General features: G+C 58.2%; 25 protein-coding genes. 12 read left to right on the top strand and 13 right to left on the bottom strand.

Features of this window, described 5'->3' with window-relative positions:
* Window position 1: 1 nt before the first annotated feature.
* From ACR0NF_RS08735 to ACR0NF_RS08725, 3 genes are all read right to left on the bottom strand, one after another.
* A complete protein-coding gene (locus ACR0NF_RS08735) occupies window positions 2-2,287 on the bottom strand; it encodes a glycosyl hydrolase family 28-related protein (protein ID WP_480778092.1) in 2,286 nt (761 codons plus the stop codon).
* Between the two features lie 128 nt (window positions 2,288-2,415).
* Window positions 2,416-2,817, bottom strand: a complete 402-nt coding sequence (locus ACR0NF_RS08730; protein ID WP_480470819.1) for a DUF4864 domain-containing protein — start codon at window positions 2,815-2,817, stop codon at window positions 2,416-2,418.
* Window positions 2,818-2,865: 48 nt separating this feature from the next.
* Window positions 2,866-4,440, bottom strand: coding sequence for a lysine--tRNA ligase (locus tag ACR0NF_RS08725; protein ID WP_480778091.1), 1,575 nt, complete (start codon window positions 4,438-4,440; stop codon window positions 2,866-2,868).
* 468 nt (window positions 4,441-4,908) lie between these two features.
* On the opposite strand from ACR0NF_RS08725, the gene ACR0NF_RS08720 reads away from it, so the two are divergent.
* Window positions 4,909-5,346 (top strand): hypothetical protein, encoded by a 438-nt coding sequence (locus ACR0NF_RS08720; protein ID WP_480470821.1) that lies wholly within the window; start codon window positions 4,909-4,911, stop codon window positions 5,344-5,346.
* A gap of 1 nt (window position 5,347) precedes the next feature.
* Window positions 5,348-5,908: a hypothetical protein gene (locus ACR0NF_RS08715; protein ID WP_480470822.1), complete on the top strand. Its 561-nt coding sequence runs from the start codon at window positions 5,348-5,350 to the stop codon at window positions 5,906-5,908.
* Window positions 5,909-5,920: 12 nt separating this feature from the next.
* Here ACR0NF_RS08715 and ettA read toward each other — a convergent pair whose 3' ends face one another.
* Window positions 5,921-7,588: an energy-dependent translational throttle protein EttA gene (gene ettA, locus ACR0NF_RS08710; protein WP_480470823.1), complete on the bottom strand. Its 1,668-nt coding sequence runs from the start codon at window positions 7,586-7,588 to the stop codon at window positions 5,921-5,923.
* Between the two features lie 138 nt (window positions 7,589-7,726).
* Here ettA and ACR0NF_RS08705 point away from each other — a divergent pair, with 138 nt between their 5' ends.
* From ACR0NF_RS08705 to dacB, 3 genes are all read left to right on the top strand, one after another.
* Window positions 7,727-8,197, top strand: a complete 471-nt coding sequence (locus ACR0NF_RS08705; protein WP_480470824.1) for an MOSC domain-containing protein — start codon at window positions 7,727-7,729, stop codon at window positions 8,195-8,197.
* 32 nt (window positions 8,198-8,229) lie between these two features.
* The gene (locus tag ACR0NF_RS08700; protein WP_480778090.1) at window positions 8,230-8,850 is read left to right on the top strand and encodes a nicotinate-nucleotide adenylyltransferase; all 621 of its coding nucleotides are present in this window, start codon (window positions 8,230-8,232) and stop codon (window positions 8,848-8,850) included.
* 67 nt (window positions 8,851-8,917) lie between these two features.
* A complete protein-coding gene (dacB, locus tag ACR0NF_RS08695; RefSeq protein WP_480778089.1) occupies window positions 8,918-10,396 on the top strand; it encodes a D-alanyl-D-alanine carboxypeptidase/D-alanyl-D-alanine endopeptidase in 1,479 nt (492 codons plus the stop codon).
* Here dacB and ACR0NF_RS08690 read toward each other — a convergent pair.
* Window positions 10,393-10,815 carry a tellurite resistance TerB family protein gene (locus tag ACR0NF_RS08690; protein WP_480470827.1) on the bottom strand — a complete coding sequence of 141 codons (423 nt, stop codon included), beginning with the start codon at window positions 10,813-10,815 and terminating at the stop codon, window positions 10,393-10,395. The two genes, dacB and ACR0NF_RS08690, sit on opposite strands and share 4 nt — an antisense overlap.
* Window positions 10,816-11,169: 354 nt before the next feature.
* On the opposite strand from ACR0NF_RS08690, the gene ACR0NF_RS08685 reads away from it, so the two are divergent.
* Together ACR0NF_RS08685 and ACR0NF_RS08680 are read left to right on the top strand one after the other, a co-directional pair.
* A complete protein-coding gene (locus ACR0NF_RS08685) occupies window positions 11,170-11,376 on the top strand; it encodes a cold-shock protein (protein WP_480470828.1) in 207 nt (68 codons plus the stop codon).
* A 167-nt stretch (window positions 11,377-11,543) separates the two neighbouring features.
* Window positions 11,544-12,098: a L,D-transpeptidase gene (locus ACR0NF_RS08680; protein WP_480470829.1), complete on the top strand. Its 555-nt coding sequence runs from the start codon at window positions 11,544-11,546 to the stop codon at window positions 12,096-12,098.
* Here the strand turns inward: ACR0NF_RS08680 and ACR0NF_RS08675 are convergent.
* Window positions 12,095-12,709 (bottom strand): SOS response-associated peptidase, encoded by a 615-nt coding sequence (locus ACR0NF_RS08675; protein ID WP_480778088.1) that lies wholly within the window; start codon window positions 12,707-12,709, stop codon window positions 12,095-12,097. The two genes, ACR0NF_RS08680 and ACR0NF_RS08675, sit on opposite strands and share 4 nt — an antisense overlap.
* A gap of 10 nt (window positions 12,710-12,719) precedes the next feature.
* The gene (locus ACR0NF_RS08670) at window positions 12,720-13,355 is read right to left on the bottom strand and encodes an arylesterase (RefSeq protein ID WP_480659353.1); all 636 of its coding nucleotides are present in this window, start codon (window positions 13,353-13,355) and stop codon (window positions 12,720-12,722) included.
* A gap of 54 nt (window positions 13,356-13,409) precedes the next feature.
* Between ACR0NF_RS08670 and ACR0NF_RS08665 the strand changes: the two genes are divergently transcribed.
* Together ACR0NF_RS08665 and ACR0NF_RS08660 are read left to right on the top strand one after the other, a co-directional pair.
* Window positions 13,410-14,105 carry an ABC transporter ATP-binding protein gene (locus ACR0NF_RS08665; protein ID WP_480659352.1) on the top strand — a complete coding sequence of 232 codons (696 nt, stop codon included), beginning with the start codon at window positions 13,410-13,412 and terminating at the stop codon, window positions 14,103-14,105.
* Window positions 14,102-16,630 carry an ABC transporter permease gene (locus ACR0NF_RS08660; RefSeq protein ID WP_480778087.1) on the top strand — a complete coding sequence of 843 codons (2,529 nt, stop codon included), beginning with the start codon at window positions 14,102-14,104 and terminating at the stop codon, window positions 16,628-16,630. Before ACR0NF_RS08665 ends, ACR0NF_RS08660 begins: the two co-directional genes overlap by 4 nt.
* A 2-nt stretch (window positions 16,631-16,632) precedes the next feature.
* Here ACR0NF_RS08660 and ACR0NF_RS08655 read toward each other — a convergent pair whose 3' ends face one another.
* Entirely contained in the window at window positions 16,633-17,079 is a 447-nt protein-coding gene (locus ACR0NF_RS08655) for an RrF2 family transcriptional regulator (protein WP_480470834.1), read from the bottom strand.
* A gap of 94 nt (window positions 17,080-17,173) precedes the next feature.
* Between ACR0NF_RS08655 and ACR0NF_RS08650 the strand changes: the two genes are divergently transcribed.
* Window positions 17,174-17,743 carry a gamma-glutamylcyclotransferase family protein gene (locus ACR0NF_RS08650; protein WP_480470835.1) on the top strand — a complete coding sequence of 190 codons (570 nt, stop codon included), beginning with the start codon at window positions 17,174-17,176 and terminating at the stop codon, window positions 17,741-17,743.
* Window positions 17,744-17,823: 80 nt separating this feature from the next.
* On the opposite strand, the gene gltX is transcribed toward ACR0NF_RS08650, so the two are convergent.
* Window positions 17,824-19,149 carry a glutamate--tRNA ligase gene (gltX, locus tag ACR0NF_RS08645; RefSeq protein WP_480778086.1) on the bottom strand — a complete coding sequence of 442 codons (1,326 nt, stop codon included), beginning with the start codon at window positions 19,147-19,149 and terminating at the stop codon, window positions 17,824-17,826.
* Window positions 19,150-19,209: 60 nt separating this feature from the next.
* Window positions 19,210-19,644, bottom strand: a complete 435-nt coding sequence (locus ACR0NF_RS08640; RefSeq protein WP_480659348.1) for a DUF1801 domain-containing protein — start codon at window positions 19,642-19,644, stop codon at window positions 19,210-19,212.
* A 116-nt stretch (window positions 19,645-19,760) separates the two neighbouring features.
* On the opposite strand from ACR0NF_RS08640, the gene ACR0NF_RS08635 reads away from it, so the two are divergent.
* Window positions 19,761-20,693, top strand: a complete 933-nt coding sequence (locus ACR0NF_RS08635) for an MBL fold metallo-hydrolase (RefSeq protein ID WP_480778085.1) — start codon at window positions 19,761-19,763, stop codon at window positions 20,691-20,693.
* Between the two features lie 4 nt (window positions 20,694-20,697).
* Here ACR0NF_RS08635 and ACR0NF_RS08630 read toward each other — a convergent pair whose 3' ends face one another.
* The 3 genes from ACR0NF_RS08630 to ACR0NF_RS08620 all read right to left on the bottom strand — a co-directional run bounded on the left by ACR0NF_RS08630 (window position 20,698) and on the right by ACR0NF_RS08620 (window position 24,380).
* On the bottom strand, window positions 20,698-22,029 hold the full coding sequence (locus ACR0NF_RS08630) for an NAD(P)/FAD-dependent oxidoreductase (RefSeq protein WP_480470839.1): 1,332 nt from the start codon (window positions 22,027-22,029) through the stop codon (window positions 20,698-20,700).
* Between the two features lie 151 nt (window positions 22,030-22,180).
* Complete coding sequence (locus ACR0NF_RS08625) at window positions 22,181-22,447, bottom strand: hypothetical protein (protein WP_480470840.1); 267 nt, start codon at window positions 22,445-22,447, stop codon at window positions 22,181-22,183.
* Window positions 22,448-22,721: 274 nt separating this feature from the next.
* Window positions 22,722-24,380 carry an NAD+ synthase gene (locus ACR0NF_RS08620; protein WP_480778084.1) on the bottom strand — a complete coding sequence of 553 codons (1,659 nt, stop codon included), beginning with the start codon at window positions 24,378-24,380 and terminating at the stop codon, window positions 22,722-22,724.
* 152 nt (window positions 24,381-24,532) lie between these two features.
* On the opposite strand from ACR0NF_RS08620, the gene ACR0NF_RS08615 reads away from it, so the two are divergent.
* The gene (locus ACR0NF_RS08615) at window positions 24,533-26,023 is read left to right on the top strand and encodes an MORN repeat-containing protein (protein WP_480778083.1); all 1,491 of its coding nucleotides are present in this window, start codon (window positions 24,533-24,535) and stop codon (window positions 26,021-26,023) included.
* The last annotated feature ends 5 nt before the right edge of the window (window positions 26,024-26,028 follow it).

Raw genomic sequence — 26,028 nt, 5'->3', positions numbered from 1 at the left:
GTCAGGTATCGATCCGCAGAATGGCCGAGACTGTGCCTCTTAATGCCTCAGACCAACGCAGGCGAATACTGTTTTGGCTCGATCCCTGCTTCAGCTCGACATACGGCACCGTGTAGCGCACTGAGTTAAAGACCGATCTCAGCGAGCTTACGGCCACCACCGCGTCGCACCCGCGCGCACAACCGCCAAACGGCAACCGCCCCTGCGAGCTGACCGTCCAGGCCGACGAGGTCGAACTTTGCGAGTGACGAACGCGTAGCGGGTTGGAACAAGGCGTGCTGATCCCATGGAACGTGTTGTTTTCAAAGCTGACATTTGTATGCCGCTCTGGGTTGAGGTTGGCAAAACTGGTATCCACGCGCTCTGCCCGGTCAATATCCACATTGGCGACCCGGAACTTGTTGCCAGTCACCGTCAGACCATTCAGAAAATGCCCCGATCCATAAGGACGGATCACGAAGTAGCTAAACCAAGGCGCGACATTGCTGGCATAGAAGATATTGTCTGTGACGCTCAACGCGCTGAAGGAATAACCAGTGCTGTAATCAGGGTCCGGATCCCGTTCATTGGTCCATTCGATGAAGCAGTTGTCGACATAGTTCTCGGCAACCGAAGAGCTGTTGTACCCTCCTATCAGCACAAGCCCCGCGTTGCGGATACCGTTGGGCACGCCGTCACCCTGGAAAAAGTGGTTACCCAGCACCAGATTGTTGTCACCGCCCAAAACCGCAAAGTGGTGGAACCGCGTTGCCCGGTTATGGCGCAGCTTGACGTCATTGGCATTGGTGTTCAGGGCGATTGAGCTGCGATCCGCCACGTCCAGACTCTCTTCGGTCGACAAGAACTGACACCCGTCGATCAACATCCCCTGACAACCCTGCCCGATTGAGGTAATACCGCGATCCTTGGGACGGCTGATAAAGCAATCCTTCAGCACAAAGGTGTTACCCCCAGGCGACAGACGGATCGCGCTGCAACGACCATTGCACTGGAACTCGATCCCTTCCATGTTGAACTTCTGCAATGCGCTGAAACCGCTAAAGTCCAACAGATATTTGAATGCCGTAAAGGTAAAGTTCTGCGTCCCGGCTGCATCATAGATCGGTTCGTTCAACGTGATTTCACCAGCGCTGTCATCTTTGGAACGCACATAAATCTCGCGCCCCACCCCACTGCCGGTGACCAATGAACCCACAGGGATGTTTGCGATATTGGCCACATTGGTGAGTTTGCGGGAATCGCTCGGATCATAGGTTGCGACCGACTCAAAACTCTCGGTATCCCAGGCTGCACTGCTTTTGACGTCGAACTGACCGTTGCGCACCACCCGACGGGTGGCATAGCCTGTTCGGTTGGGTACGGCTGCAGCCATGTCAATGGGCTCGGTCACCGCTATCTTGCGCCCACCCAGGTCAAGCGATTCATGGTCTGAACCATTCAGCAATGCCTGAAACGCTTTTTTGAAGGCCAGCATCTCATCCCCAAAGGCTGAGATGTAGGTGGGCAGATCGTAGTTCTTGGTCAGCAGAAGCATCTTGTCGTCAGGCATCGTCACCGTGCCATCGAATTCGATCTCGGAGCCGATAGAGGTATTCTCGTCGAGCAGAAATGTTCCCTGTGGCACATAAATCTTGCGTCCGTTCGCAGCCTGATCCGCCGCCTCGAACGCCTCGGAGTCATCGGTGGAACCATCGCCCAAAGCGCCAAAGTCACGCACGTCGACAACGCCGATCATGTCACGCAGGAACGCGCTCGTAATGTCGACAATCTCAAGATCGTCAACCCGCACCACGGCCCCATTGGTGCCGTCGATATTCAGCCCGAAATGACCATAAAGCGCCGCAGGACCCCAAGGCATGTCCACACCCGGCCGCTGACCAACGCCCACGATCGCCGTGATCTCATGCACCGTGCCATAGCCGGTCAATTGTGTCGCCGGGCCCTGCTCGACTAAACCGCTCACATGCGCATCCCCGGCACCCCCGGCCCAACCCGCTATCCGCACTTCCGGCAGAGGTCCACTGATCGCCTTCACCCGTGCCTTGATCTGCAAATAGCAGCCCGGCAACAGCTGCGTCTGACCCATATAGCGCAGTTGCTGCGTGGCCTCAGTTTTGTAGATCTCCAGACAGCCTGCGAAATCCGCATCCGCTGGCACAAACACACCCGTACCCGACCCCTCATAGGTCGGCGCGCCAGGCGTGCCGTCGCCGCTGGACCATACTCCCAGACCATCCGCGAATGCTGGCGGCATAAACACGATACCGTCGGTGATAGCCTTGTTCATGAAAATCCCTTTCCCAATCGCGCCATCGCGCGCCAAAACCCAAAGCTCAGGACATTCCCCGAGCGCGGAGGTCTTGGTATCGAAAAGGAATTAATCGCAGCTCATATCACCGTGACGGTGGTGTTGCATCACGCCGCCGGATCGGAGTTGCCCAACAATTGCACACCATTGATCTTCCAGCCGTTTTCTTGCCGGATCATTTGGTAATCGAGGATATGGACACGACCATCTCGGTCCACCACCATAACCTTCTGCCATAAGGCACCATTGATCTCGCGCAGCTCCAGAAACCTTACATCTGTCGGGCGCCAGACCATTGGATAGCCGCGCCGCACCATGATACCGAAATTCTCGGGCGACCCGAACAGGCGTTGGATATTGGGGCTGGCAAAGGTGAAAGCGGTGGCGAAATCATCCGCCTTGAAGGCCTGTATCTGCGCCGAGATATTTGCCTCGATCTCGGCGTTTTGCGCAAAAGCGCCCGAGGCCAGCCCGGCACTCAGAGATACAGCAAGCAATAGTCGACGCATGGGGCCACCTCCTGAACCAAGGGTAGCCCCACACGAGGTCAGGTCAAATCAGACCAGTTCTCCGGCCAATGCCTTGTCGATCAGAGCAATGGTTTCCGGCACACCATAAAGCGCGATGAACCCACCGAACCGAGGCCCCTGCGACGCGCCCAGCAGCACTTCATAAAGCGCTGTGAACCAGCCGCGCATCGGATCAAACCGCTCGCGCCCGATGGCATAGACCACCGATTGCAGTGCCTCATCTTCCATCGGTCCATCATAAGCTTCTAGGGCTGCCTTCAACGCCTCCAGCGCATCCCGCTCCTGATCCGTCGGCGCACGATGCTGGCGCGTCGGTTTGACAAAATCGTTGAAGTAGCGCACCGCAAAGCCCGCCGCCTGATCCAGATCGGGATGCGTTTCGGCCGTAGCCTCCGGCGCATAACGACGGATGAAGCCCCACAGCGCCTCTTTGTCCTCAGCCCCCGACACGGACGCGAGGTTCAGCAACATGGCGAAAGGCACCATCAGCGTTGATTCAGGAACTTCTCCGCCGTGGATATGCCACACCGGATTGTTCAACTGCGCTTTCAGGTCCTGCCCCGGATAGGCCCGCAACTGCTGATGATACTCATCATAGGCTTTCGGGATCACATCGAAATGCATCCGCTTTGCTGTCTTGGGCTTCTGGTACATGAAATAGGCCAACGACTCGGTCGGCGCATAGGTCAGCCATTCGTCAATCGACACACCATTCCCCGACGACTTGGAAATCTTCTGCCCATTCTCGTCCAGAAACAGCTCATAGCTAAAATGCTCGGGCGCGCGACCGCCAAGTGCCCTACAGATCGAGTCATAGATTTTCTCGTTGGTGGCATGTTCCTTGCCGTACATCTCGAAATCGACGCCCAAAGCTGCCCAGCGCGCGCCGAAATCCGGCTTCCACTGCAGCTTCACATTGCCGCCGGTGACTGGAACAGTCCATTCCTTGCCCGTCTCATCATCGAAGGTCACGGTATATGTCTCGGCACAGACCTTTTTCATCGGCACATACATCACCCGCCCGCTTTCAGGATGCAGTGGCAGGAAGATCGAATAGGTTTGCTGGCGCTCTTCCCGCAGGCTTTTGAGCATGATCGCCATGATCTCGTCATAGCGTTCAACCGCAAGCTTGAGCACTTCATCAAACTGACCGGATTCGTAGAATTCCTTGGCCGAGTAGAACTCGTATTCGAACCCAAAGGTATCGAGGAACCGCCGCAGCATCGCGTTGTTATACGCGCCAAAGCTGTCATATTCGCCGAACGGATCAGGCACCGAGGTCAATGGGCGCTGCAAATGCTGCTCGAGAATCTCCGGGTTCGGCACGTTGCTGGGCACCTTGCGCATCCCGTCCAGATCGTCCGAGAAACAGATCAGCTTGGTCGGGATGTCCGACAGCGCATCAAACGCGCGCTTGACCATCGTGGTCCGCGCCACCTCACCAAAGGTTCCGATATGCGGCAGGCCCGAGGGGCCATAGCCTGTCTCGAACAGCACAAACCCCTTCTCCGGAGCACCTTTCTGATAGCGATTGAGCAACCGACGCGCCTCTTCAAACGGCCACGCCTTGGACGTCATCGCGGTTTCACGCAGTTCAGACATAGTAGTTCAGCTCCATCGGAAGAAATCAGCCCGCCGCCCTATGCAGCCGACCGACCCCTCCTATTGTGCCGGTGCAGCATGAGTCAACAAAGCACGGGCATTTTTGGGAGTTGAGTGGTTGGCGAAGCCTCTGACCGATTGGGCGTATTCGTCAATCCATCGCGATATTCGCGCAGGCCGGGTTGATCCGGCGTGGCGTGGTGTGGTCACCGATGGCACGTTCGGAGAGCCGTAGGATGGGGTTTCACCCTATCATCTGAGAGGATGGAGTTGGATATGGTTTGGTGCGCGGGAAAAGATGGTGCGGCTGTTCGGGTATGTTCTTCGAGTGAGTGATGGAGTGTAATCCCATCATCCGCTTGCTATCAAACGGTCTGGCTTAACTGGAACAGGGTCAAAAAGCTTGCAAAAAAATGGTAAATTTCTATCCTGATTTGTATTTTAAGAATGTGGTTCATTGGTAGTGTAATGGCTTGTTTTTTGAAGACTTACAAAGATGAAATAAGCTCTGCGGCGGCAATTTTGGCGGTTGTAGCCCTAGGGCTGAGTTTCTGGCAATTCAAATTGACTAGAAACGCCGTGCAAGCGCAGGCGATATCTAATCTACTTAATAGTGGGAGAGATCTCTCTCAAGACTTGGCTGATAATCCGGAAATCGCAGCTAGAGTTTTCGGAGTAGACCAAGCTGAGATAAAATACCGGACCCTTGTCCGCAAAACACTGAGCTTTTTGTCAGAGCAGTACGTTTTCTATGACAACGGTCTTATCGATAGTTCAGTGTGGAAGCGCGCCAAGGAAGACATGTGCGCTGTGTACTTGATCCCTTCATTTAATGAAATGGCTATGCCCATGTTAGAGGCTAGCAGCTATCCGGAAGACTTCGTCAAAATATTGAAAGACTGCTGATATGCTAAAGAAGATCGCTATTGTTCTGGTATTATTGCTTCCAAATGTTTCGTTTGCTTGGTTGTTTCAACCTCAAACGAATGACAACATTTCAGAGGATACAGTGCTTCAGTTCAGCTCTGCCTCTGAGATTACTATGTCTGCTTTTTCGATTGTATTTTCGACTTTCTCCCAAGCTGAAGGTGGTGAGATATCGATAAGCGATGTTGGTTCTTTTTCTGATGTTGTTGGCAGTCTTGAAACAGCTCGTGAACTATATACGAGTTTACCTCAGGAAGAGCTCGAAAGCGTTTTGATTGATCAAGGCCTCATAGCTCAAAACACATTAAGGATGATCCAGCGGCAGGGGGTTGAAATTACCACCGTGAAGGATCTGGCAGATTACGCTGCATCAAGCTGCAATCAAATAGCTCAGCTTATGATTCAACTCGAAGCTCAAAAATTTGGCCCGAACGACGCGGCAAATGAGGAATCAAGAAGATTGGTAAATCAGCTAACTTGGAAAATAGCTGAGTTCACCGTCGTCTTAAATTCGATATCTGGAGCTCTTGCTGTTCAATAAGAACCGGAACCTTTACCGCGCGAACTTCTTATGCTTCAACCGCTTGGGCTCCAGCGCGTCCGGTCCCAGACGGCGCTTCTTGTCCTCTTCGTAATCCTCGAAGTTGCCCTCGAACCACTCCACGTGGGCATCGCCCTCAAAGGCCAGAATATGTGTACAAATCCGGTCTAGGAAGAAGCGGTCGTGTGAGATGACGACGGCGCAGCCGGCGAAATCGACCAGCGCGTCTTCCAGCGCACGCAGTGTTTCAACGTCGAGGTCGTTGGTCGGTTCGTCGAGCAGCAGGACGTTGCCGCCCTCTTTCAGCAGGCGGGCCATGTGGACGCGGTTGCGTTCACCACCTGACAGCAACGAGACCTTCTTCTGCTGGTCGCCGCCCTTGAAGTTGAAGGACGAGCAATAGGCGCGGGAATTGACCTGCGCGTCGCCCAGCTGGATGATCTCGGCGCCGCCGGTGATCGCCTCCCACACGGTGTCGTTGTCTTTCAGGTCGTCGCGGGACTGGTCGACATAGGACAGTTCAACGGTATCGCCCAGCGTGATGGTGCCTGCGTCGGGCTGTTCCTGACCTGTGAGCATTTTGAACAGGGTCGATTTACCCGCACCGTTGGGGCCGATGACGCCGACGATGCCGCCGGGGGGCAGGGCAAAATCCAGCCCTTCGATCAGTTGCTTGTCGCCCATATGCTTCGACAGGCCCTCGACCTCGATCACCTTGCCGCCAAGGCGCTGGCCGTTGGGGATGACGATCTGGGCACGGGTCAGTTTTTCGCGTTCGGACTGTTCGGCCAGTTCGTTATAGGCGTTGATCCGGGCCTTGGATTTGGCCTGACGGGCCTTCTGACCCTGACGCATCCATTCCAATTCGCGCTGCAGGGTTTTCTGCTTGGACTTGTCCTCGCGGGCTTCCTGCTCCAGCCGTTTGGCTTTTTGTTCCAGCCATGCGGAATAGTTGCCCTCGTAGGGAATGCCGCGGCCGCGGTCGAGTTCCAGAATCCAGCCGGTGATGTCATCCAGGAAGTAACGGTCGTGGGTGACGATCAGGATGGTGCCCTTGTAGTCGATCAGGTGCTGTTGCAGCCAGGCGATGGTCTCGGCGTCCAGATGGTTGGTCGGTTCGTCGAGCAGCAGCATGTCGGGCGCCTGCAGCAGCAGTTTGCAGAGCGCCACGCGGCGTTTCTCACCACCCGAGAGGTTGGCGATGTTGGCGTCGTCGGCGGGGCAGCGCAGCGCCTCCATCGAGACGTCGATCTGGCTGTCGAGGTCCCAGAGGTTTTCCGCGTCGATCGCGTCCTGCAGGGTGGTCATTTCCTCCATCAGATCGTCCGAGTAGTTCTCGGCGATCTCCATGGCAATCTCGTTGAACCGGTCGACCTTGGCCTTTTTTGCGGCGACGCCCAGCATGACGTTTTCGCGGACGGTGAGGGATTCATCCAATTGCGGTTCCTGCGGCAGATAGCCGACCTTGGCACCTTCGGCGGCCCATGCCTCACCCGTGAAATCGGTGTCGAGGCCCGCCATGATCTTCATCAGAGTCGATTTACCTGCGCCGTTGACGCCGACGACACCGATTTTCACACCGGGCAGAAAGCTCAGGTGGATGTTTTCAAAGCACTTCTTGCCACCGGGATAGGTCTTGGAGACACCCTGCATGTGATAGACATATTGATAGGCGGCCATGTCGCGTCCTCTGGGTCGGTGAAATTGGGTTGAAACGCTGGATATCCGAGCCGGGCGAGAGGGGCAAGCTGGTGGTTTTGTGAATTTTGCACCGTGCTTGTATGGGCTAAAGAGCTTCAACCGATAGGAGGGACTGGATTGTCTGAACTGGCAGAGTTGATCGCGGGCTGGGCGCAGCCGGGTCGTATTGAATGGATTGGCTTGCGACCCAAACGGCGACTGGAGATGGTTGCAGAGGATACAGCTAACATTTCCGTCTCTGGCCTCGACGGCGACCGTAGCAGCGCGGGCAAGCGGGCGGTGACTTTGATCCAGCAAGAGCATCTGAGGGCGATTGGGTTGTATCTGGGGCGAGGATCGATTCCGCCTGACATCTTGCGGCGCAATCTGGTGGTGTCTGGGATCAATCTGGCAGCGCTCAAGGGGCGTGAGGTGCAGGTTGGTGATGCCATTCTGCGCTTTACCGTAATCTGTGCGCCCTGCAGCCGGATGGAGGAGGCGTTGGGTGCAGGTGGCTACTCTGCCGTGCGCGGGCATGGGGGTTGGTGCGCTGAAGTTATCCGGCCCGGGCGCGTAAAGCTGGGCGATGCGGTGCAACCTGTTGATTGACAACGCCCCCCAGTTCTGAACATCAGCGAGGGATGGAGCGATACCACATTCCATATGCGCGGCCCGGACAAGTGATCGGGCTGTTCGGCGGATCTTTTGATCCGCCCCATCGCGGTCATGTTCATGTCACACGCGAGGCGTTGAAGGCGTTCGGGCTGGATCGGGTGTGGTGGCTGGTGTCTCCGGGCAATCCCTTGAAAACACACGGACCGGCGCCTCTGGCACAGCGGATGAAGGCCGCGCGTGCATTGATGCAGCACCCAAGGGTCGAGATCACGGATATCGAGACGTTTACGGGCACACGGGCAACGGCGGATACTATAGTGGCGCTGCGACGGCTTTATCCGCAGGTCCGGTTTGTCTGGCTGATGGGCGCGGATAATCTGGCGCAGTTTCACAAGTGGAAAGACTGGCGGCTGATCATGGATAGCATTCCCGTTGGCGTCGTGGCGCGACCGGGGGATCGGATTTCGGCGCGGATGTCCCCGGCGGCGCGGCTCTATGCCAGATACCGCATCGACGGGCAGGCGCGGCATTTGCTGGGCCGGGCCGAGGTTCCGGCCTGGTGTTTCGTGAACGTGCCGATGGTTGACGTCAGTTCAACTGATCTTCGCAATCGCGGCATCTGGGGCGATGGGGTGTTGCCCGAATGACTCCAGTCAGCGCATAATCTTAATCAAGTGATTGTCTATATTTAAGCTCTGGGATCCTAATAGACCCATGGTTGATCGTATTTCGCGTCGTTTGTTTCTGAGTGGATTGGGGGCGTCTCTGGTTCCGGGCACGGGCCTTGCCGAGGCGCCTTTGGTGTCTCTGCGCCCTCAACTGCGCGGACCGTTGGCGAGCGCCTCCGAGCGGCTTGTAAAGGCCGCAGGGCTGCGGGGCGAAGTTGTCTTTGCCGTTTCCGATGTAAAAACCGGAACGCCATTGGAGGTATTCGGCGAAGGCGCAAGCTTGCCACCTGCCAGCGTCGCCAAAGCTCTGACCGCGCTTTATGCCTTGGATGTTCTGGGTCCTGAGTTTCGGTTCGAAACAACTCTGATCGCGGATGGTCCGATCGAAAACGGAATCCTGAAAGGCGACCTGATCCTCGCCGGAGGCGGTGATCCGCTGCTGGATACAGATGCGCTGGCCACTATGGCGGCCAATCTGCGCAAGGCTGGGATTACCGAGGTGCGCGGCGCATTCAAGGTCTATGACGGAACGCTGCCTTATGTTTTCAGCGTTGACCCGGGGCAACCCGATCATCTGGGCTACAGCCCGGCAATCAGTGGGATATCATTGAATTTCAACCGGGTGCATTTCGAGTGGAAGCGCGAAAGCGATGGCTATGGCGTGACCATGGACGCCCGCAGCACAAAATACACGCCTTCGGTCGATATGGCCACGATGCGGATCGAAAGCCGTAGTCTTCCTATTTACACCTATCAGCCCAGTGCGCGACAAGATCGGTGGACCGTGGCCAAAGGCGCGTTGGGCAATGGGGGCGCGCGGTGGTTGCCAGTGCGCAAGCCCGCGCTTTATGCAGGCGACGTGTTCCGTACGCTGGCGCGTGTGAACGGGATTGTTCTGGGCCGGGTACAGGTAACCCAACAAGCCCCGCAGGGGGTGCCTTTGGTGATCCATCAAAGCGACCCGCTGCAGAGCATTTTGAAGGGAATGCTGAAATACTCGACCAATATCACCGCCGAGATGGTCGGTATGGCGGCCACAAAGGCGCGTGGGATAAGACCTGAAAACCTCGCAGAGTCAGCGGCAGAGATGAACCGCTGGGCGACCGAGCGGTTTGGCGCGAACGGAATTGCGATGGTGGATCATTCGGGGCTCGGGGATGCGTCGCGCATGGAGCCTGTGGCATTGACCAAGATATTGGCGACGGCGGGCAGCTCTGATCAGCTGAGACCGTTGCTGAAACCATTTGCCCTGACCGACCAGAACGGGCGACCGGTCAAGAACCATCCGGTCCGGGTGGATGCAAAGACTGGAACACTGAACTTCGTCTCAGGTCTTGGTGGCTATCTGACTACAACAGATGGGATAGAACTGGCCTTTGCCATTTTCACCGCAGATGTCGCCCATCGCGCCAAAATCCCGCGCGCAAATCGCGAACGACCCGAAGGCGCGCGCCCTTGGAACCGGAAATCACGCAAATTGCAGCGGGCGTTGTTGGAGCGTTGGGGCTCGCTTTACGGCAGCTAGATGGTATGCCGTGCACGCGCCCCGCGCTCAATGGCGGCGGCATGCAGGCGATCGATGCTCAGCTCATAGCGGATTTCTTCCAGAAGGCGCAGCTCGGTCTCAGCCAATGAACCATCGGCGGCAGCCACATCGCAGGCCAGCGCATAGGCGGTCTCATTCAGACGTTCAGGCAGGTTTTCACGAACCAAACCGAAAAGGGCGTCCAACCCATCCTCTTGCTCAAACAGATCAAACACGATTTGCGATACGCGGCGGGTGCGATCGATATCGTAGTCGGCAAAGACCGGCAGCATGTTGACCGCGGTTTCGATCTTGACCAGTTCAGCGGTGCGAATGGTTTCATCCGAGGCGGACACCGCGACCATGATCGCCACAAGGCAATCCTGCGGAGACATGGGATGTGGCATTTGCTCGGTCATGTTATCGTCCTGAATGGTTATATTACACGCGCACGATAGGAGGGGGTGCAAACAGGTTCAACCGCTTGTTTATGCGGCCGGCGTTCCAATGCCGTGCGCAATGAATGTAGGCACATGCGGACGCCCAAACTCTCGGAGAATTCTTGCGCAATTCGGATAACGATCTCCCAAACGGCGTCGCGACCAGAACACTCCTCTCTTGCCACGCGTTCGTCTCAATGCCATATCCACAACGCTAACGTTTTTCTATTTCGACCTACTGTCTCCTTCATGGGCGCTCAGTCATTCGATCCAGACCGACGACGCCAGGCTGCCGCAACTCCGTGGGCAGCACCAAAACAGGAGACAACGGATATGCCTACAGGTACCGTAAAATGGTTCAACACCACCAAAGGCTTCGGCTTCATCGCACCCGAAGAGGGCGGCAAAGATGTGTTCGTGCACATCTCAGCTGTCGAACGCTCGGGCCTGACGGGCCTGGCCGACAACCAGAAAGTCACTTACGAGCTGCGCGCAGGCCGTGATGGCCGCGAAAGCGCGGATAATATCGAACTGGCCTAAGCCGTTCAAAGGGCGGAGCTTTCTCTCCGCCCTCTTCCTTGGCCACGACTAATGTGTGGCCCGCAGAATACATCACATTTCAGTTATGCATCCCCGCCGATTGACCAAATCGGCTATCCTTTCAAGACTAGGATCAAAAGTTCATTGGTCTTTGGAAGGGACGCAATATGTTTACTCGCCGCGCTTTTGTGGCTGGGACAGCTGTCTGCCTGCTGCCCGGCACAGCCAGTGCCAAGAAAGCGGTCGAATACGACCCGACACCGCAGTTTGTGCGCATTAAGAAGCAGTTTCAGCCAGGTCAGCTGCTGGTCGCACCGCGGTCATTCTACCTTTATTACGTGACCGAACCCCGCAAGGCTGTCCGCTACGGGTGCGGCGTTGGCAAAGCCGGCCTCGAGTTCACGGGTTCGGCCACCATCGACGTCAAGAAAGAATGGCCGACTTGGCGGCCAACCGACGAGATGATCGAGCGCGACCCGGTCACTTACGCCAAATTCAAGGACAACGACTATGTCCAGCCCGGTGGTGGAGACAATCCTCTGGGCGCACGCGCGCTCTATCTGTTCCAGAATGGGGTCGATACATATTTCCGTATCCACGGCACCACGCAGCCGCAGACCATCGGCCATGCCGTTTCAAACGGTTGTATCCGAATGCTGAATGAGCATGTGATCGACCTTTATAACCGGGTGCCGATCGGAACCGTGGTGACAGTGGTCTAGGGGGCCGACCAATCCACATCGTCGGCTTGCTCGATACGCAGCCATCCGTCAGGCCACGGACTGGCGAGGTTTTGGGCCTCTTCTTCTGTTCCGTTCAACCAAAGCTCAACACCATCGCGGTCTAGTAACACGCCCATCCGATGATGGATGGGCTTCACGTCCGCATTCGGCTCGCACGTCACCGCAGCAACCTGATCAACGCACAGCCCTCCGGGTGCCTGCCAGACGTCGGTGATCGCAGCAAACAGCAAGGGTGATCCATCCTTGGCCGAGATGCGCCAAGCGGTTTTGCGCCGCTTCTCTCCGGTCCACTCATACCAACCGTCAACAGGAATAACCGCACGCCCGACGCCTTCGAAAGCGCTTTTGTCGAAGACGGTCTCGGAGCGCGCGTTGATGATCGTCTCCATCACCGGACGCCCTCGCGCATTCACCCGGCCAACCGGGATCATGCCCCAGCGCATGAGGGTCAGCCCGGTACCGGTCAGAACAACCACCTCCTCTCCCGGCTGGATATTTTGGCGCGCTGGTTGTTCGGGGATGCTGCCCGGAAATCCCAGATCATCTGCGATCTGCGACGTCGGTCGTGTCAAAAAGAACCGTCCGGGCATCGGAAACCTCCTATTTAGCGGCCTCCTCAGCCAGCACCAGCACCTCGGGCCCTAGCGCTTCTACTATCAAGGACACGCCCTGCGCGTTGGGATGAATCCCATCGGCTTGCATATACTGACGCGCCGCTGCCGGATCACCCGAGGCCGTCAGACCCTCGAAGAAGCTCTCGGCATAAAGCGCGTCAAATTGTTGTGCCAGTTCCGGATACATGCTGTCGAAACGTTGTTTATAGTCGGCCCCGTAGTTGCCCGGGGCCTGCATGCCGATCATCAATACCTCAACCTCTGAAGCTTGAGCTGCGCTCAAGATGGCCTGAAGATTGGCGCGCGAGACGTCCGGATCGATCCCGCGCAACAGATCATTGCCGCCAAGCGCTACGATCATCCCGTCCACGTCTGGTGTCAGGGTCCAGTCGACGCGTGCCGCGCCCCCGGCGGTGGTATCACCGGAGACACCTGCGTTGATCAACTGAACCTGCGCTCCCTGATCCTCCAACCAACGTTGCAGCTGCGGAACAAAACCATCCTGTTCAGGCAAGCCGTAGCCCTGCGTCAGAGAATCCCCCAACGCGGCTATCACGACCGGCTGGGCCGTCGCTGCAAAACCGCAACAGATCAACGCTGCGGCCATCAAAGTCTTGCGCATTTTCTGTTTCGCGCCATATCCCAATGAACCGTACTCCCCTAACTGGGCTGATTGATGACGACACCTGTTCTCTCCCTCCAAGATGCCGCTTTATCGCTGGATGGCAATGCCGGACGGGTGGATATCCTGCATGACATCTCTTTGACCGTAAACAAGGGCGAAACGCTGGGGCTGGTCGGCCCGTCCGGGTCGGGCAAATCCTCGCTGCTTATGTTGATGGGCGGGTTGGAACAGGCCACGTCGGGCCGCGTCAGCGCACTGGGTCATGATCTAAGCACGATGAACGAAGACGCTCTGGCCCGATTTCGGCGCGATGCGATGGGGGTTGTGTTTCAGAACTTCCACCTGATCCCGACGATGACAGCGTTGGAGAATGTGGCCACGCCATTGGAACTGGCAGGCCACAAAGATGCGTTTTCGCGCGCGGAGGCCGAATTGGACGCCGTAGGCCTCTCACATCGCCGGGACCATTATCCGGCGCAATTGTCCGGCGGTGAGCAACAGCGCGTCGCTCTGGCCCGTGCAGCGGCCCCGCGCCCGCAAATCCTGCTGGCGGACGAGCCCACCGGCAATCTGGACGAAACCAATGGGGCTGCGATCATTGACCTGTTGTTCGGGTTGCGCGACCGCCACGGTGCAACTCTGATACTGGTCACACACAGCCACAGCTTGGCTCAGAAATGCGACCGCGTCATACGTTTGCGGGATGGCCGGATCGCAGAGGACACACAGCGCGAGGCCGCCGAATGATCCTGCGCATCGCCGGGCGGCTGGCACGTCGCGAGCTGCGCGGCGGGTTGCGCGGGTTTCGGGTATTTCTCGCCTGTCTCGCGCTTGGGGTTGCAGCAATTGCTGCCGTAGGCTCGGTCCGGCAGGCGATTCAGACCGGCCTGACGCAGGAAGGGGCCGCGCTGCTGGGTGGTGATGCCCAACTGGAATTCACCTATCGCTTTGCTGATGACCAGGAACGCGCGTGGATGGAACAGACTGCGCAGGCGGTCTCGGAGGTCGTTGATTTCCGGTCCATGGCTGTCACGGAAAACGGGGGCGAAATACAGCGTGGCCTGACGCAGGTGAAGTCGGTGGATACTGCCTACCCGCTGGTGGGTACGGTTCAATTGCTGCCAGAGTTGCCCCTGCCCGACGCATTCAAAGGGGCTGATGGTCTGCCAGGGGCCGTGATGGACCCATCTTTGATCGACCGGTTGGGCCTATCAATTGGCGATCAGTTCGCCCTTGGAACCCAGTCTTTTGTCCTGATGGCGTCGCTGGAACATGAACCTGATGGTGCTGCGGATGGGTTCACCTTGGGGCCACGCACCTTGGTGCGCACGCAGGATCTGCAAGCTTCGGGCCTGCTCGCGCCGGGCACTTTGTTTTCCACCAAGTATCGGCTCGATCTACCGCGGGGCGGCGAATTGGAAGCTCTGGCAACCGAGGCAGGACAAACCTTCGACGGCACTGGTATGCGATGGACCGATGCGCGCAACGGCGCGCCGGGTATATCCGAGTTCGTTGGCCGCCTGAGTGCCTTTCTGGTGCTCGTCGGCCTCTCTGGCTTGGCCGTCGGAGGGATCGGCGTGTCCGCGGCCGTACGTGCCTATCTGGCCCAGAAAACGGAAACCATCGCCACGCTGCGCACACTCGGTGCGGATCGGGCAACGATTTTCCAGACCTATATGATCCAGATCGGAGTCCTATCGGGTATAGGCATCCTCCTGGGCCTCATTATCGGTGGAGCGATCCCGTTGCTGATCGCCCCCATCATCGAAGCCCGCCTGCCCGTCCCTGCCGTCTTCTCGCTTTACCTCCAACCATTGGCCGAGGCCGCGCTTTATGGGGTGCTGACAGCCTTCCTGTTCACGCTCTGGCCGCTGGCCCGAACCGAAGAGGTGCGCGCTGCGACCCTGTTCCGCGATGCGTTGTCAACGACCCGCAGCCTACCCCGTCTGGTCTATGTCGTCGCAACGGCAATCGGGCTGGCCCTGTTGATCGGTGCAGCCTCGTGGCTCAGCGGCTCAACCTGGCTGACGCTCTGGACTAGCGGCGGGTTGGCCGGCGCACTTGCACTTCTGGCACTCTCGGCCTTCCTGATCCGCAGACTGGCGCGGATGGGTACGCCCTGGGCCCGAGGTCGCCCGTCCCTGCGGTGGGCTCTGTCGGCAATTTCCGACCCGCGTGAGGGCGCATCCTCGGTGGTGCTGTCTCTGGGCCTCGGCCTTTCGGTCTTGGCGGCGGTGGGTCAGATCGATGGAACCCTGCGCAACGCCATCTCGGGTAACCTGCCGGATGTGGCTCCGTCCTATTTCTTCGTCGACATTCAAAAGGACCAGATGCCGGGCTTTACCGAGCGGCTGGAAACCGATCCCGCCGTAAGCCGTATCGAAAGCGCCCCAATGCTGCGCGGGATCATTACCCGAATCAATGGCAGGCCCGCCCGCGAGGTCGCGGGGGATCACTGGGTTCTGGAAGGCGACCGAGGCGTCACCTATTCAAATCTGCCGCCACAAAATGCAAGGATCACCGAAGGCACGTGGTGGCCCGAGGACTACACAGGCCGACCGCAGGTCAGTTTTGCCGCCGAAGAAGCCGCCGAGATGGGCCTGAAACTGGGCGACGAACTGACGGTTAATATCCTCGGCCGCGACATCACCGCCGAACTTACGTCTTTGCGAGAGGTTGATTTCTCAACTGCCGGCATCGGCTTCATCATGTCGATAAACCCATCGGCCCTTGCCGGTGCTCCCCACAGTTTCATCGCGACGGTTTATGCCGAGGAACAGGCCGAAGCCGCCATCCTGCGCGATCTCGCGGGGCAGTACCCCAATATCACCGCAGTTCGCGTGCGCGACGCCATCGACCGCGTATCCGGTCTGTTGGCGGGGCTCGCCGCGGCGACGTCCTATGGTGCGGGCATATCCTTGCTGACCGGGTTTCTCGTCCTGATCGGCGCAGCAGCGGCGGGTGAGCCCGCGCGGCGGTATGAGGCTGCAATTCTGAAAACGCTCGGTGCCAATCGGGGCCGCATCCTACGCAGCTTCGCCCTGCGCGCGATTCTGCTAGGGGCGGCGGCGGGCTGTGTCGCGCTGCTGACAGGAATCCTGGGCGGTTGGGCCGTTGCGACCTATATCTTCGACACCGGATTCACGATCATCTGGCCATCCGCGCTCGGCATTGTCCTCGCGGGCATCGGCGTGACGCTGGGCGCTGGCGTGGCTTTTGCCTTGCGCCCGCTCTCGGTCCGGCCCGCTCGTATCCTGCGGGCCAGCGACTGATCTCAGCGCACACAGGCCACGGGCTGCAGAATCTTCAGCAACTGGTCGTTGTCACAGACCAAAGCGTCCAGAGTGATTTCGTCCAGCGAGGCGTAAAACACCTCAGCCGCATCCTGCAGCGCCAGCCGCAACCGGCAAGCATCGGTCAGCGGGCAAGTATTGTCGGCATCCGCAAAACACTCGGCAATCGGAAGACCGCCTTCGACGTGACGAAAGACCGATCCGATCCGGATCTGATCCGCGGGCCGCGCAAGCGACATGCCTCCGTTACGACCCCGCTGCGTGCTCAGATACTCCAGCTGGCTCAGCTGGTTGATTACCTGCGCCAGATGGTTTTCCGAGATATTGCACACCTCGGCGATCTCGGCCTTCGTTACCAGCCGATCCTGATGGGCGGCGCAATACATCAGCAGGCGCACCGCTATGTTCGTCCTTTTGGTGATCCGCATCATGACCTCCCAAATTTCAAGATGCAGCCTTATTGCATGTCTCGTAAAAAGATTGTTTGACATACATCAATCATCACCGAAGGACGTGGCCCGCATGGCAGATCCCTATTTCTTTGGCTATGGCAGTCTGGTGAACCTCTCGACACACGACTTTCCCAACCCGCGACCGGCACAGCTGAAAGGTTGGCGTCGCGCGTGGCGGCATACGGATCTGCGCCCCGTCGCCTTTCTAACGGCAGTCCCTGACCCGGCCTCAGAGATCGATGGAATGATCGCCCACGTTCCCCGAAATGACTGGGTCGCGTTAGACGAGCGCGAATGGGCTTATGATCGCATCACCGCAACGCACGCCGTTACACACCCCCTGAAACACGCGGTCGAGATCGCGGTCTATGCCGTCCCGAAAGGCAAGCACACCGAACCAACAGATCAACACCCCTTGTTGTTAAGCTATATCGACGTGGTCGTTCAGGGTTATCTGCGTGCATTCGGGCCCGAAGGCGCGGACCGCTTCTTTAAAACAACCGACGGCTGGGACGCTCCGATCCTGAACGACCGTGCCGCGCCCCGTTACCCGCGCCATCAACAACTGAATTCGGACGAGACCGGTTTCGTTGACGAACACCTGACCCGTTTAGGCAGCAGGATCGTAGACCCAGCATAACAAAGGGGCAGGCGCACCGGCCCACCCCTCCATTAGTTCAAATATACTTTTTTCGAAACACCCCGCCATAAGGCGCGTTGTTACCCGCGCGCCCGGATGACTTGCAACAACGGCAGCAGTGCCGCCATTTCCGGCCCACGCTCCATACCCGTCAGTGCCTTGCGCAGCGGCATAAACAGACCTTTGCCTTTGCGGCCGGTGGCCTCTTTCACAGCTTTGGTCCAAACACCCCAAGTCTCGCCGTCAAACGGGCCTTCTGGAAGCAGAGCGATAGCCTCGGTGATAAACGCGCGATCCTCATCGGCAATCAGCGGCTCGGCCCCATCACGGCAGAGCTCCCACCAGCCCTTCAGATCGGTCAGAGTGGTAATGTTCTCGCGCGCCATCTGCCAGAACGGCTCGGCCAATTCTGCCGGCACGCCCGCATCCGCAACAGCCTCTGCCACATCGGTCAGCGGCAGCGACTGCAGATGTTTCGCTGTCAGCGGAAACAAATCCTGCACGTCGAATTTGGTCGGAGCTGCGCCAAAACGGTTTAAGTCGAAGCCCTCGATCAATTCGGCCATGTCAGACCGCAGCTCGACCGGATCGGACGAACCCAGGCGCGCCATCAGGCTCAGCAGCGCCATCGGCTGAACGCCCTGCTCACGCAGGTCACGCAAGGCCAGCGTACCCAGGCGTTTCGACAGCGCCTCACCCTGCGGACCGGTCAGCAGCGAGTGGTGTGCGAAACGCGGGCAAGCACCGCCCAGCGCTTCGATGATCTGAATCTGCGTCGCCGTGTTGGTCACATGGTCCGAGCCGCGCACAACATCGGTCACACCCATCTCGGTGTCATCGACCACGGACGCAATCGTATAGAGGACCTGACCATCACCACGGATCAGCACCGGGTCGGAAACCGAGGCCGCATCGATCGAGATGTCACCCAGAATACCGTCTTTCCACTCGATCCGCTCGTGATCCAGCTTGAAGCGCCAGACACCATTGCCGCGCTCGGCACGTATGGCTTCTTTCTCGGCATCCGAAAGGTTCAGCGCCGCGCGGTCATAAACCGGTGGCTTGCCCATGTTCAGTTGCTTCTTGCGCTTCAGGTCAAGCTCAGTCGGCGTTTCGAACGCTTCATAGAAGCGCCCCAGTTCACGCAGCTTGTCGGCAGCTTCAGCATAGCGATCCAGTCGTTCAGATTGGCGCTCCACCCGGTCCCAGTGCAGGCCCAGCCAGTCCAGATCCTGCTTGATCGCATCAACGTATTCTTCCTTCGACCGCTCGGGGTCGGTGTCGTCGATGCGCAGGATGAACGTACCACCCTCCTTGCGGGCAATCAGATAGTTCATCAGGGCGGTGCGCAGGTTGCCCACATGGATGTAACCTGTGGGCGACGGGGCGAAACGGGTGGTGGTCATGGATGTCTCCTGTTGGCGCGGCTCTTGTCACAGGATTGGCGAATTGTCCAGTAGAGGCGTTCAGGTCGGTTGGACCGGCCAGTGCCCTCCGAGGTCTTCCAGACCGGCGCGGATCAGTTCGCCCAGAACATCCAGATCGATATCAGCCAGCTTGTTCACATAGAGGCATGATTTGCCCAGCTTGTGCTTGCCCAACCGGCGCAGGATATCCCTGAAATCCGTGTAGCCGGGCATGATATAGATCGACAGCGCCGCCTTGCGTGGGGAAAAGCCGGTGGCCAGAAATTCCCCCTCGCGCCCGGATTTGTAGCGGTAGTGATAACGGCCATAACCCACAATCGACGGCCCCCACATCACCGGTTCGAACCCGGTCGTTTCGCGAAATAACCTGTCCAGCGTTCGTGCATCTTCGGCCTTCATCGCCGGTTGCACGGATGACAGAAACGCCTGGACGCTTTCGCGGGTGGGGACAGTCTTGTTCTCAGATCGCGGCATAAACAAAATTTAACACGCAATGTTCATCCCCGCAGCCCATATCATCTCAGTATATACTGGCAAGAGACTCACGCTGACCTAACTCATCTATTGGTGTTCTGACAGGGAGAACAAAAATGACCATCAAACTCACACGCCGCGCTGCACTAGGCTCCGCAGCTGTTTTGCCGTTTGCCGCAGCTGCAACCCCGCTCTTGGCCGCCGGGACCGAAACCAAAGCCAACTCAACCATCGCCAAATCCTTTACGCTGGGCGATTTCACCGTCACCACATTGCTAGACGGCAGCCTGCCCCGCGACGGCGCCCAAGAGATTTTCGGCGGCGGGGCGTCTGATGAAGAATTTGCAAATGTCTCGGCCGAGAACTTTATTTCCCCGGACGTTGCGCAGTTCTTCTTTACGCCCACGCTGGTCAACACAGGGTCCGAGCTGGTTCTGTTCGATACCGGCCTTGGACAAGGTGGCATTCAGGCCGCGTTGGCGGATGCGGGCGTGACGCCTGATCAGATTGATGTGGTTGTCATTACCCACATGCATCCCGATCATATTGGCGGCATGACCACCAATGACGCTGCGACCTTCGCCAACGCGCGCTATGTGACCGCTGCGCCCGAGTATGATTTCTGGGCGGCACAGGACGCGGGCAACCGGGTCGGCGATCTGGTTGCAGCCAAAGTCACGCCACTGGCCGAAAAGATGACCTTCATCGGTGACGGTGGCGAGGTTGCATCGGGTATCACAGGGGTCGCGGCGTTTGGGCATACGCCGGGGCACATGGTCTATCATCTGGAAAGCAACGGCCAGCGTCTTGTTCTGACAGCCGACCTTGCAAATCACTACGTCTGGTCCTTCGCACACCCTGAATGGGAAGTGCGCTTTGATATGGACAAAGCGGCCGCCACGCAGTCGCGGCGCAATGTTCTGGGCATGCTGGCCGCGGACAAGGTACCAATGATCGGCTATCACATGCCCTTCCCTGCTGCCGGTTTCGTCGAGACCCGCGGCGACGGATTCCGCTTTGTCCCTGTCAGCTATCAGATGATGGGTTAAGACCTTAATATCCTGGGTCCGGCCGCACCTTTGAACCGTCCGTGAAACGGGACAGGCGAAAGGCGGCCGGATCAACACATGGCGCGGTCTGCATTACTAGATCGGCCACGAGGCGACCTGCGCCGGGGCCGATGCCAAACCCATGGCCCGAGAATCCGGTTGCGATGTACAGACCCGGCACGCGCTCGACGCCCGAGATAACCGGGACCGCATCTGGTGTAACATCAATCATTCCGGCCCAGCTTTGCACGACCTCGACAGCATCCAGCGCGGGCAGAGCATTGCGTGCCTGCGCCCAGGCGCGCCGCAATACCTTCTGCGACGGCTCGGGATCCAAAACCCGGCAATGCTCAAACGGAGTCACATCGGTCGGCAACCATTTGCGGTCCTGTCGCATCTCAGTCAGCCATCGCTGGGACAGACGAAAGCGCAGTGAACGCCATTCCTGACGGAAGGCAGGTAGAAACTGCCGGGCCAACCGAAAGCTGTCGGGAACGATGTCGACCGTGTTCTCATGGCCCGATGCAATCGAATAGCCACCATCTGATCGCTTGCGAATTGCAAACTCATCGCTCCAAAACGCAGCTTCAGGTCCGGCATCCGTCGGAGACGAGCGCATCACGGTGTTCATCACCTTCAACTGCGGCAGCTCAATCCCCGCATTTCCGGCAAACAGGCGCGACCACGCGCCACCTGCCAGAACGACATGGCTGCAGGCCACTCGACCCCGTTCTGTAAAAACCCCCGATATTCGTCCCGCCTGCATATCGACGCTGCGCACCGCACAATTCGTCATGACCGCAGCGCCTCGATCCCGCGCGGCTTCGACGATAGCCGAAGCAGCCCATTGAGGTTCGGCCCGTCCATCCTGTGGCATATAGAGCGCTGCACGCAGGTTCAGGGTGTTGTCAGGCAGCAGGTCCTCCAGTTCAGGCCCCGATACCATGTGACCACCGGTTTGCATCCCCTCGACATTCTTCAACCAACGGATCAGGTTGCCTTCACTTCTGGCTCCCGAAGCGCCGAACAGAATGCCGGATTGGACATAGCCCGTCTCGCGCCCGGTCCGCTCATCCAAGCCCTGCCAGATGTGGATGGCTTGCGTCATCAAGGGAATCTCGCGCGGGTCGCGCATTCCAAGCCGCACCCACCCCCAATTGCGTGAGCTCTGTTCGCCCGCGATCCGACCTTTCTCGCAGAGTAGAACGGACACGCCCCGTTCAGCCAGTTCAAGCGCGGTCGACGCACCGATTATTCCGCCGCCTATGACGACGACATCTACGCGTTTCGGAAGGATGAGATCAGACTCGACAGGCGTCGGAGTGGGGCCAGGCATCAGTCGCTCGGAATTGGGTCATCGAAGCGGTATCCAGCCCGATAACCACCGCGCTGACAATGCGGAACCCACGCAACCACGAGGGTTTCCACTGACCTGTGGCCATTCGGCCAAAGCGCAACTCAAACTGCTGCACTTATTCCTTGCTTGCTCAGGCTGCGCCGGACAGTTGCGCCCATTTCTGGCGCAGCGCAGAGGCGAAGCCCGGCTCAGGCCGCACGAACGAAGGTTCCTGCGGTCGCAACACTGGAAACTCTGCACGCGCAGGTTGCTTTTCCGTTGTCAGTGCAGGCGCTTCCTGTCTCAGGATGTCCGCGATTGAGGCATCCAGCGCCTCTTCATTCAGCTCACGCGGCGGCGACTCCATCGTTTTCAGTTGCGTCGGCGCGTGAAGCGGTTTGTCGTAACCATAAGTCATTTTGACCACCAATACTTTTACTGACATCCCAAACACGGATGCCTTTACCCAGTTCGATAAATCCGGCCTTGAACCTAGTAACGTAGGCTTAGCCACCAGATTACGTCACGCTTGCCCCAGATGAGGCAAACCCCTGTCATAAATGTGGCAAAAAATGGACCACGAGGCAAGGAGAACGCCGAGAAAATCTGGCCAAGAGACTGGAATAGATAAACAATCCAGCTTTAAGAACCCGATTGCGGAGCAACCGTAAACGATAAGTATATGCGCAGCGTTACTTTCTGTCGCGCCAGCGATTCACGATTGGATAGCGGCGATCCAGCCAGAAGGCCCTTGGCGTCAGCCGCGTGCCCGGCGCAGATTGAAAGCGCTTGTATTCACTGATGTAAATCAGATGTTCGACCCGCCGCGCCTCAGCCTCGTCAAACCCGGCGGCCACGCAATCCGCGACCGAGCCATCCTGATCCACCAGAATGTCCAGTATCGCATCCAGAATGGGGTAATCCGGCAAGCTGTCGCTGTCCTTCTGGTCCTCGCGCAACTCAGCGCTCGGTGGCTTGTCGATGACCGAGGGGCGAATGACCTCGCCGTCAGGCCCCATCATCCAATCGCGGTGATTGACGTTACGCCAGCGGCAGGTTTCGAACACGCGGGTTTTGTACAGATCCTTGATCGGATTGTAGCCCCCATTCATGTCGCCATAAATCGTGGCGTACCCCACCGCGATCTCGGACTTATTGCCGGTAGTCAGTAGCATCTCACCAAATTTGTTCGAGATCGCCATCAGCAGCAGCCCTCGCAGTCGGGATTGGATGTTCTCTTCAGTCAGATCTTCGTTCCGGCCTTCAAACAAAGGTGCCAGAGTCTCGGTCACCGCGGCCCGTCCCTGTGCGATCGGTACGAAATCATAATGTACGCCCAGTGCCTGCGCGACCGCTTCGGCATCGTCCAACGAGCTTTGGCTGGTATATTCCGAAGGGAGCATCACGCAGCGCACATTTTCTGCCCCGATGGCGTCCACTGCGATGGCCGCCACAAGCGCCGAGTCGACGCCGCCTGACAAGCCCAAAACCGCTTTCCCAAACCCGGTCTTACCCATGTAGTCGCGCAGCGACTGCACCATCGCGCGATAGTCCTGCTCCCATGTGTCGGGTTGGGGCACGACATCACCGGGCACGATCTGCCAGCCGTCCTCCCCACGCAGTAAGTCGATATGCTGTACCGCCTCGTCAAAGACCGGCATGCGAAACGCCAGCTCTCCGCCAGGGTTCAGGCCGAAGGTGGCGCCGTCGAACACCTGATCATCCTGACCGCCGACCATGTTCAGATAAATCAGAGGCAACCCGGTCTCGACCACGCGCGAGACCATGTGGTTCAGCCGGATGTCATATTTGTCACGGAAATAGGGCGAACCGTTGGGGATCAGCAGAAACTCGGCCCCGGTTTCCTCAAGCGTTTCGGCCACATCTTCATGCCAGCCGTCCTCGCAGATCGGGCTGCCAATACGGATGTTACCAACCGCATAGGGCCCACCCAGAGGGCCTGCATCATACAGCCGAACCTCATCAAAAACAGTTTCGTTGGGTAGATGGTGCTTGAGAACTTTGCTGACGATCCGACCGCCCTTGAGGATCAGGTAGGCATTGTAGAGCTTGCCTCCTTCGACCCACGGCCCGCCGATCGCCAGCGCAGGACCCTCGGCGCATTGTTCGGCCAGCGCCTCGATCGCCGCCATGGCAGCGCGATGGAACACCGGCTTCATAACCAGATCCTGCGTGTTGTATCCGGTGATGAACATCTCGGGCAACGCCACTAGATCAGCCTGCGCATCGCGCCCTTCGGCCCATGCAACGGCGGCTTTGGCAGCATTGCCATCGATATCCCCCACGGTAGGGTTCAGCTGCGCCAGAGTGATACGGAAACGATCGGCCATCTTGCCCTCTTGCCTTCGTCAGTCTTTCAGGGATTTAGCAGATCACAGCGCAAGTAAAAGGCAAATGCGGCAAAAGCCGTTGCTCTGCCTTTAGCGGTATCCTAGTTTTGCGCCAGAACCACATTCAATCTACCCCGCAGGCAGGTACGACCATGAACGCGATCCGCATCTCAATTGCCGCAGCAACGCTTGCCTTGTTGGCGCAGGCGACCATCGCCCAGCAAGACGGCCAGGTCGTTATTGCGGATGACGATGTGGGTGGCGTGTATGAAGGCACGTTTGAAAACGGCTTGCGTCACGGGACGGGAACCTATCGCCTGCCCAACGGGTTCGAATATTCCGGAGAATGGGTCGAAGGTGAGATTCAGGGCCAGGGAATCGCACGATACGCCAATGGCGCTGTCTATGAAGGAAATTTTTCGAAAGGCCGGCCCGAGGGACGCGGTAAGATCATCTATGCCGATGGACGCACTTATGAAGGCGACTGGTCCGAGGGCGCGATCAATGGAGCGGGTATCGCAGAATACACCAACGGCATGCGCTATGTAGGTGCCTTTGAGGATGCCAAGCGCCACGGCAAAGGCGTGCTGACCGGCCCGGACGGATATGTTTATGACGGTGACTGGATTGAGGGTCGGAAAGAGGGCACGGCCAAGATCACCTATTCCGATGGCAGCACATATGAAGGCGGCATCAAAAACGGACAACGCCACGGAACGGGCGCGCAGAACATGGCCGACGGCTTCACCTATTCCGGCGACTGGGTCGAGGATACGATGACTGGCACCGGGCGTCTGGTTTATGCCAACGGCGATGTCTATGAGGGCACTCTGGCCGATGGACGACGGCAGGGCGAAGGCAAGGTCACACATGCCAATGGCGCCGTCTATGAGGGCAATTTCGCCGATGATATGCGCAATGGGCAGGGAACCTTCACCGGTACCGACGGTTTTCGATATAGCGGCGAGTGGCAAAACGGTCAGATTCAGGGCCTGGGCGAAGTGACTTATGCGGATGGTTCGGTCTATGTAGGCGATTTTCAGGATGACCTTCCGCACGGCAAAGGCCGTACGACATACCCGAACGGCACCGTCTATGATGGCGATTGGGTGGCGGGTATTTTCGAAGGTTCTGGAACCGCGAGCTACCCCAACGGCACCGTTTACAAGGGACAGTTCAGGAATGCCCGGAGCCACGGCAAAGGCGTGCTGACTTTTGCCAATGGTTATCAATACGACGGCGAATGGATTGACGGAGTTCGGCATGGCAAGGGTAAGGCTACATTCCCGGATGGCACCGCCTATGAAGGTGATTTCGAGGATGGTAAACGTCAGGGTCAGGGCACACTCACCCGACCCGGCGGGTTCAGCTATACCGGCGCTTGGGTCGATGGTAAGATCAACGGCTTTGGCGCGGCCACCTACGAGACCGGCGATATCTATGAAGGCAATTTCCTCGACAACAAACGCCATGGCGACGGCACCATGCGCTATGCCGGTGGTGAGGTTGAAACCGGTGTCTGGGACAATGACACGCTGGCAAGCGAAGCTGAAACGCCACCTGAGCCGGCGACCTCAGCGACCGACGCCGAAGCGTCAGAACCTGAATCGGATCCGACCAACACGGACGCAAATGACGGCTGATACCG

Source organism: Ruegeria sp. CF4 (genome assembly GCF_056537345.1).
The sequence above is the reverse complement of the archived record's forward strand: the minus strand, read 5'-3'. Positions and strand labels throughout refer to the sequence as shown.

Coding starts and splice junctions, on each gene's coding strand:
- ACR0NF_RS08735 (WP_480778092.1), bottom strand. CDS start 2,287: ATGAACAAGGCTATCACCGACGGTATCGTGTTTATGCCGCCAGCATTC.
- ACR0NF_RS08730 (WP_480470819.1), bottom strand. CDS start 2,817: ATGCGTCGACTATTGCTTGCTGTATCTCTGAGTGCCGGGCTGGCCTCG.
- ACR0NF_RS08725 (WP_480778091.1), bottom strand. CDS start 4,440: ATGTCTGAACTGCGTGAAACCGCGATGACGTCCAAGGCGTGGCCGTTT.
- ACR0NF_RS08720 (WP_480470821.1), top strand. CDS start 4,909: ATGGCTTGTTTTTTGAAGACTTACAAAGATGAAATAAGCTCTGCGGCG.
- ACR0NF_RS08715 (WP_480470822.1), top strand. CDS start 5,348: ATGCTAAAGAAGATCGCTATTGTTCTGGTATTATTGCTTCCAAATGTT.
- ettA (WP_480470823.1), bottom strand. CDS start 7,588: ATGGCCGCCTATCAATATGTCTATCACATGCAGGGTGTCTCCAAGACC.
- ACR0NF_RS08700 (WP_480778090.1), top strand. CDS start 8,230: ATGGAGCGATACCACATTCCATATGCGCGGCCCGGACAAGTGATCGGG.
- dacB (WP_480778089.1), top strand. CDS start 8,918: ATGGTTGATCGTATTTCGCGTCGTTTGTTTCTGAGTGGATTGGGGGCG.
- ACR0NF_RS08690 (WP_480470827.1), bottom strand. CDS start 10,815: ATGACCGAGCAAATGCCACATCCCATGTCTCCGCAGGATTGCCTTGTG.
- ACR0NF_RS08685 (WP_480470828.1), top strand. CDS start 11,170: ATGCCTACAGGTACCGTAAAATGGTTCAACACCACCAAAGGCTTCGGC.
- ACR0NF_RS08680 (WP_480470829.1), top strand. CDS start 11,544: ATGTTTACTCGCCGCGCTTTTGTGGCTGGGACAGCTGTCTGCCTGCTG.
- ACR0NF_RS08675 (WP_480778088.1), bottom strand. CDS start 12,709: ATGCCCGGACGGTTCTTTTTGACACGACCGACGTCGCAGATCGCAGAT.
- ACR0NF_RS08670 (WP_480659353.1), bottom strand. CDS start 13,355: ATGCGCAAGACTTTGATGGCCGCAGCGTTGATCTGTTGCGGTTTTGCA.
- ACR0NF_RS08665 (WP_480659352.1), top strand. CDS start 13,410: ATGACGACACCTGTTCTCTCCCTCCAAGATGCCGCTTTATCGCTGGAT.
- ACR0NF_RS08660 (WP_480778087.1), top strand. CDS start 14,102: ATGATCCTGCGCATCGCCGGGCGGCTGGCACGTCGCGAGCTGCGCGGC.
- ACR0NF_RS08655 (WP_480470834.1), bottom strand. CDS start 17,079: ATGCGGATCACCAAAAGGACGAACATAGCGGTGCGCCTGCTGATGTAT.
- ACR0NF_RS08650 (WP_480470835.1), top strand. CDS start 17,174: ATGGCAGATCCCTATTTCTTTGGCTATGGCAGTCTGGTGAACCTCTCG.
- gltX (WP_480778086.1), bottom strand. CDS start 19,149: ATGACCACCACCCGTTTCGCCCCGTCGCCCACAGGTTACATCCATGTG.
- ACR0NF_RS08640 (WP_480659348.1), bottom strand. CDS start 19,644: ATGCCGCGATCTGAGAACAAGACTGTCCCCACCCGCGAAAGCGTCCAG.
- ACR0NF_RS08635 (WP_480778085.1), top strand. CDS start 19,761: ATGACCATCAAACTCACACGCCGCGCTGCACTAGGCTCCGCAGCTGTT.
- ACR0NF_RS08630 (WP_480470839.1), bottom strand. CDS start 22,029: ATGCCTGGCCCCACTCCGACGCCTGTCGAGTCTGATCTCATCCTTCCG.
- ACR0NF_RS08625 (WP_480470840.1), bottom strand. CDS start 22,447: ATGACTTATGGTTACGACAAACCGCTTCACGCGCCGACGCAACTGAAA.
- ACR0NF_RS08620 (WP_480778084.1), bottom strand. CDS start 24,380: ATGGCCGATCGTTTCCGTATCACTCTGGCGCAGCTGAACCCTACCGTG.
- ACR0NF_RS08615 (WP_480778083.1), top strand. CDS start 24,533: ATGAACGCGATCCGCATCTCAATTGCCGCAGCAACGCTTGCCTTGTTG.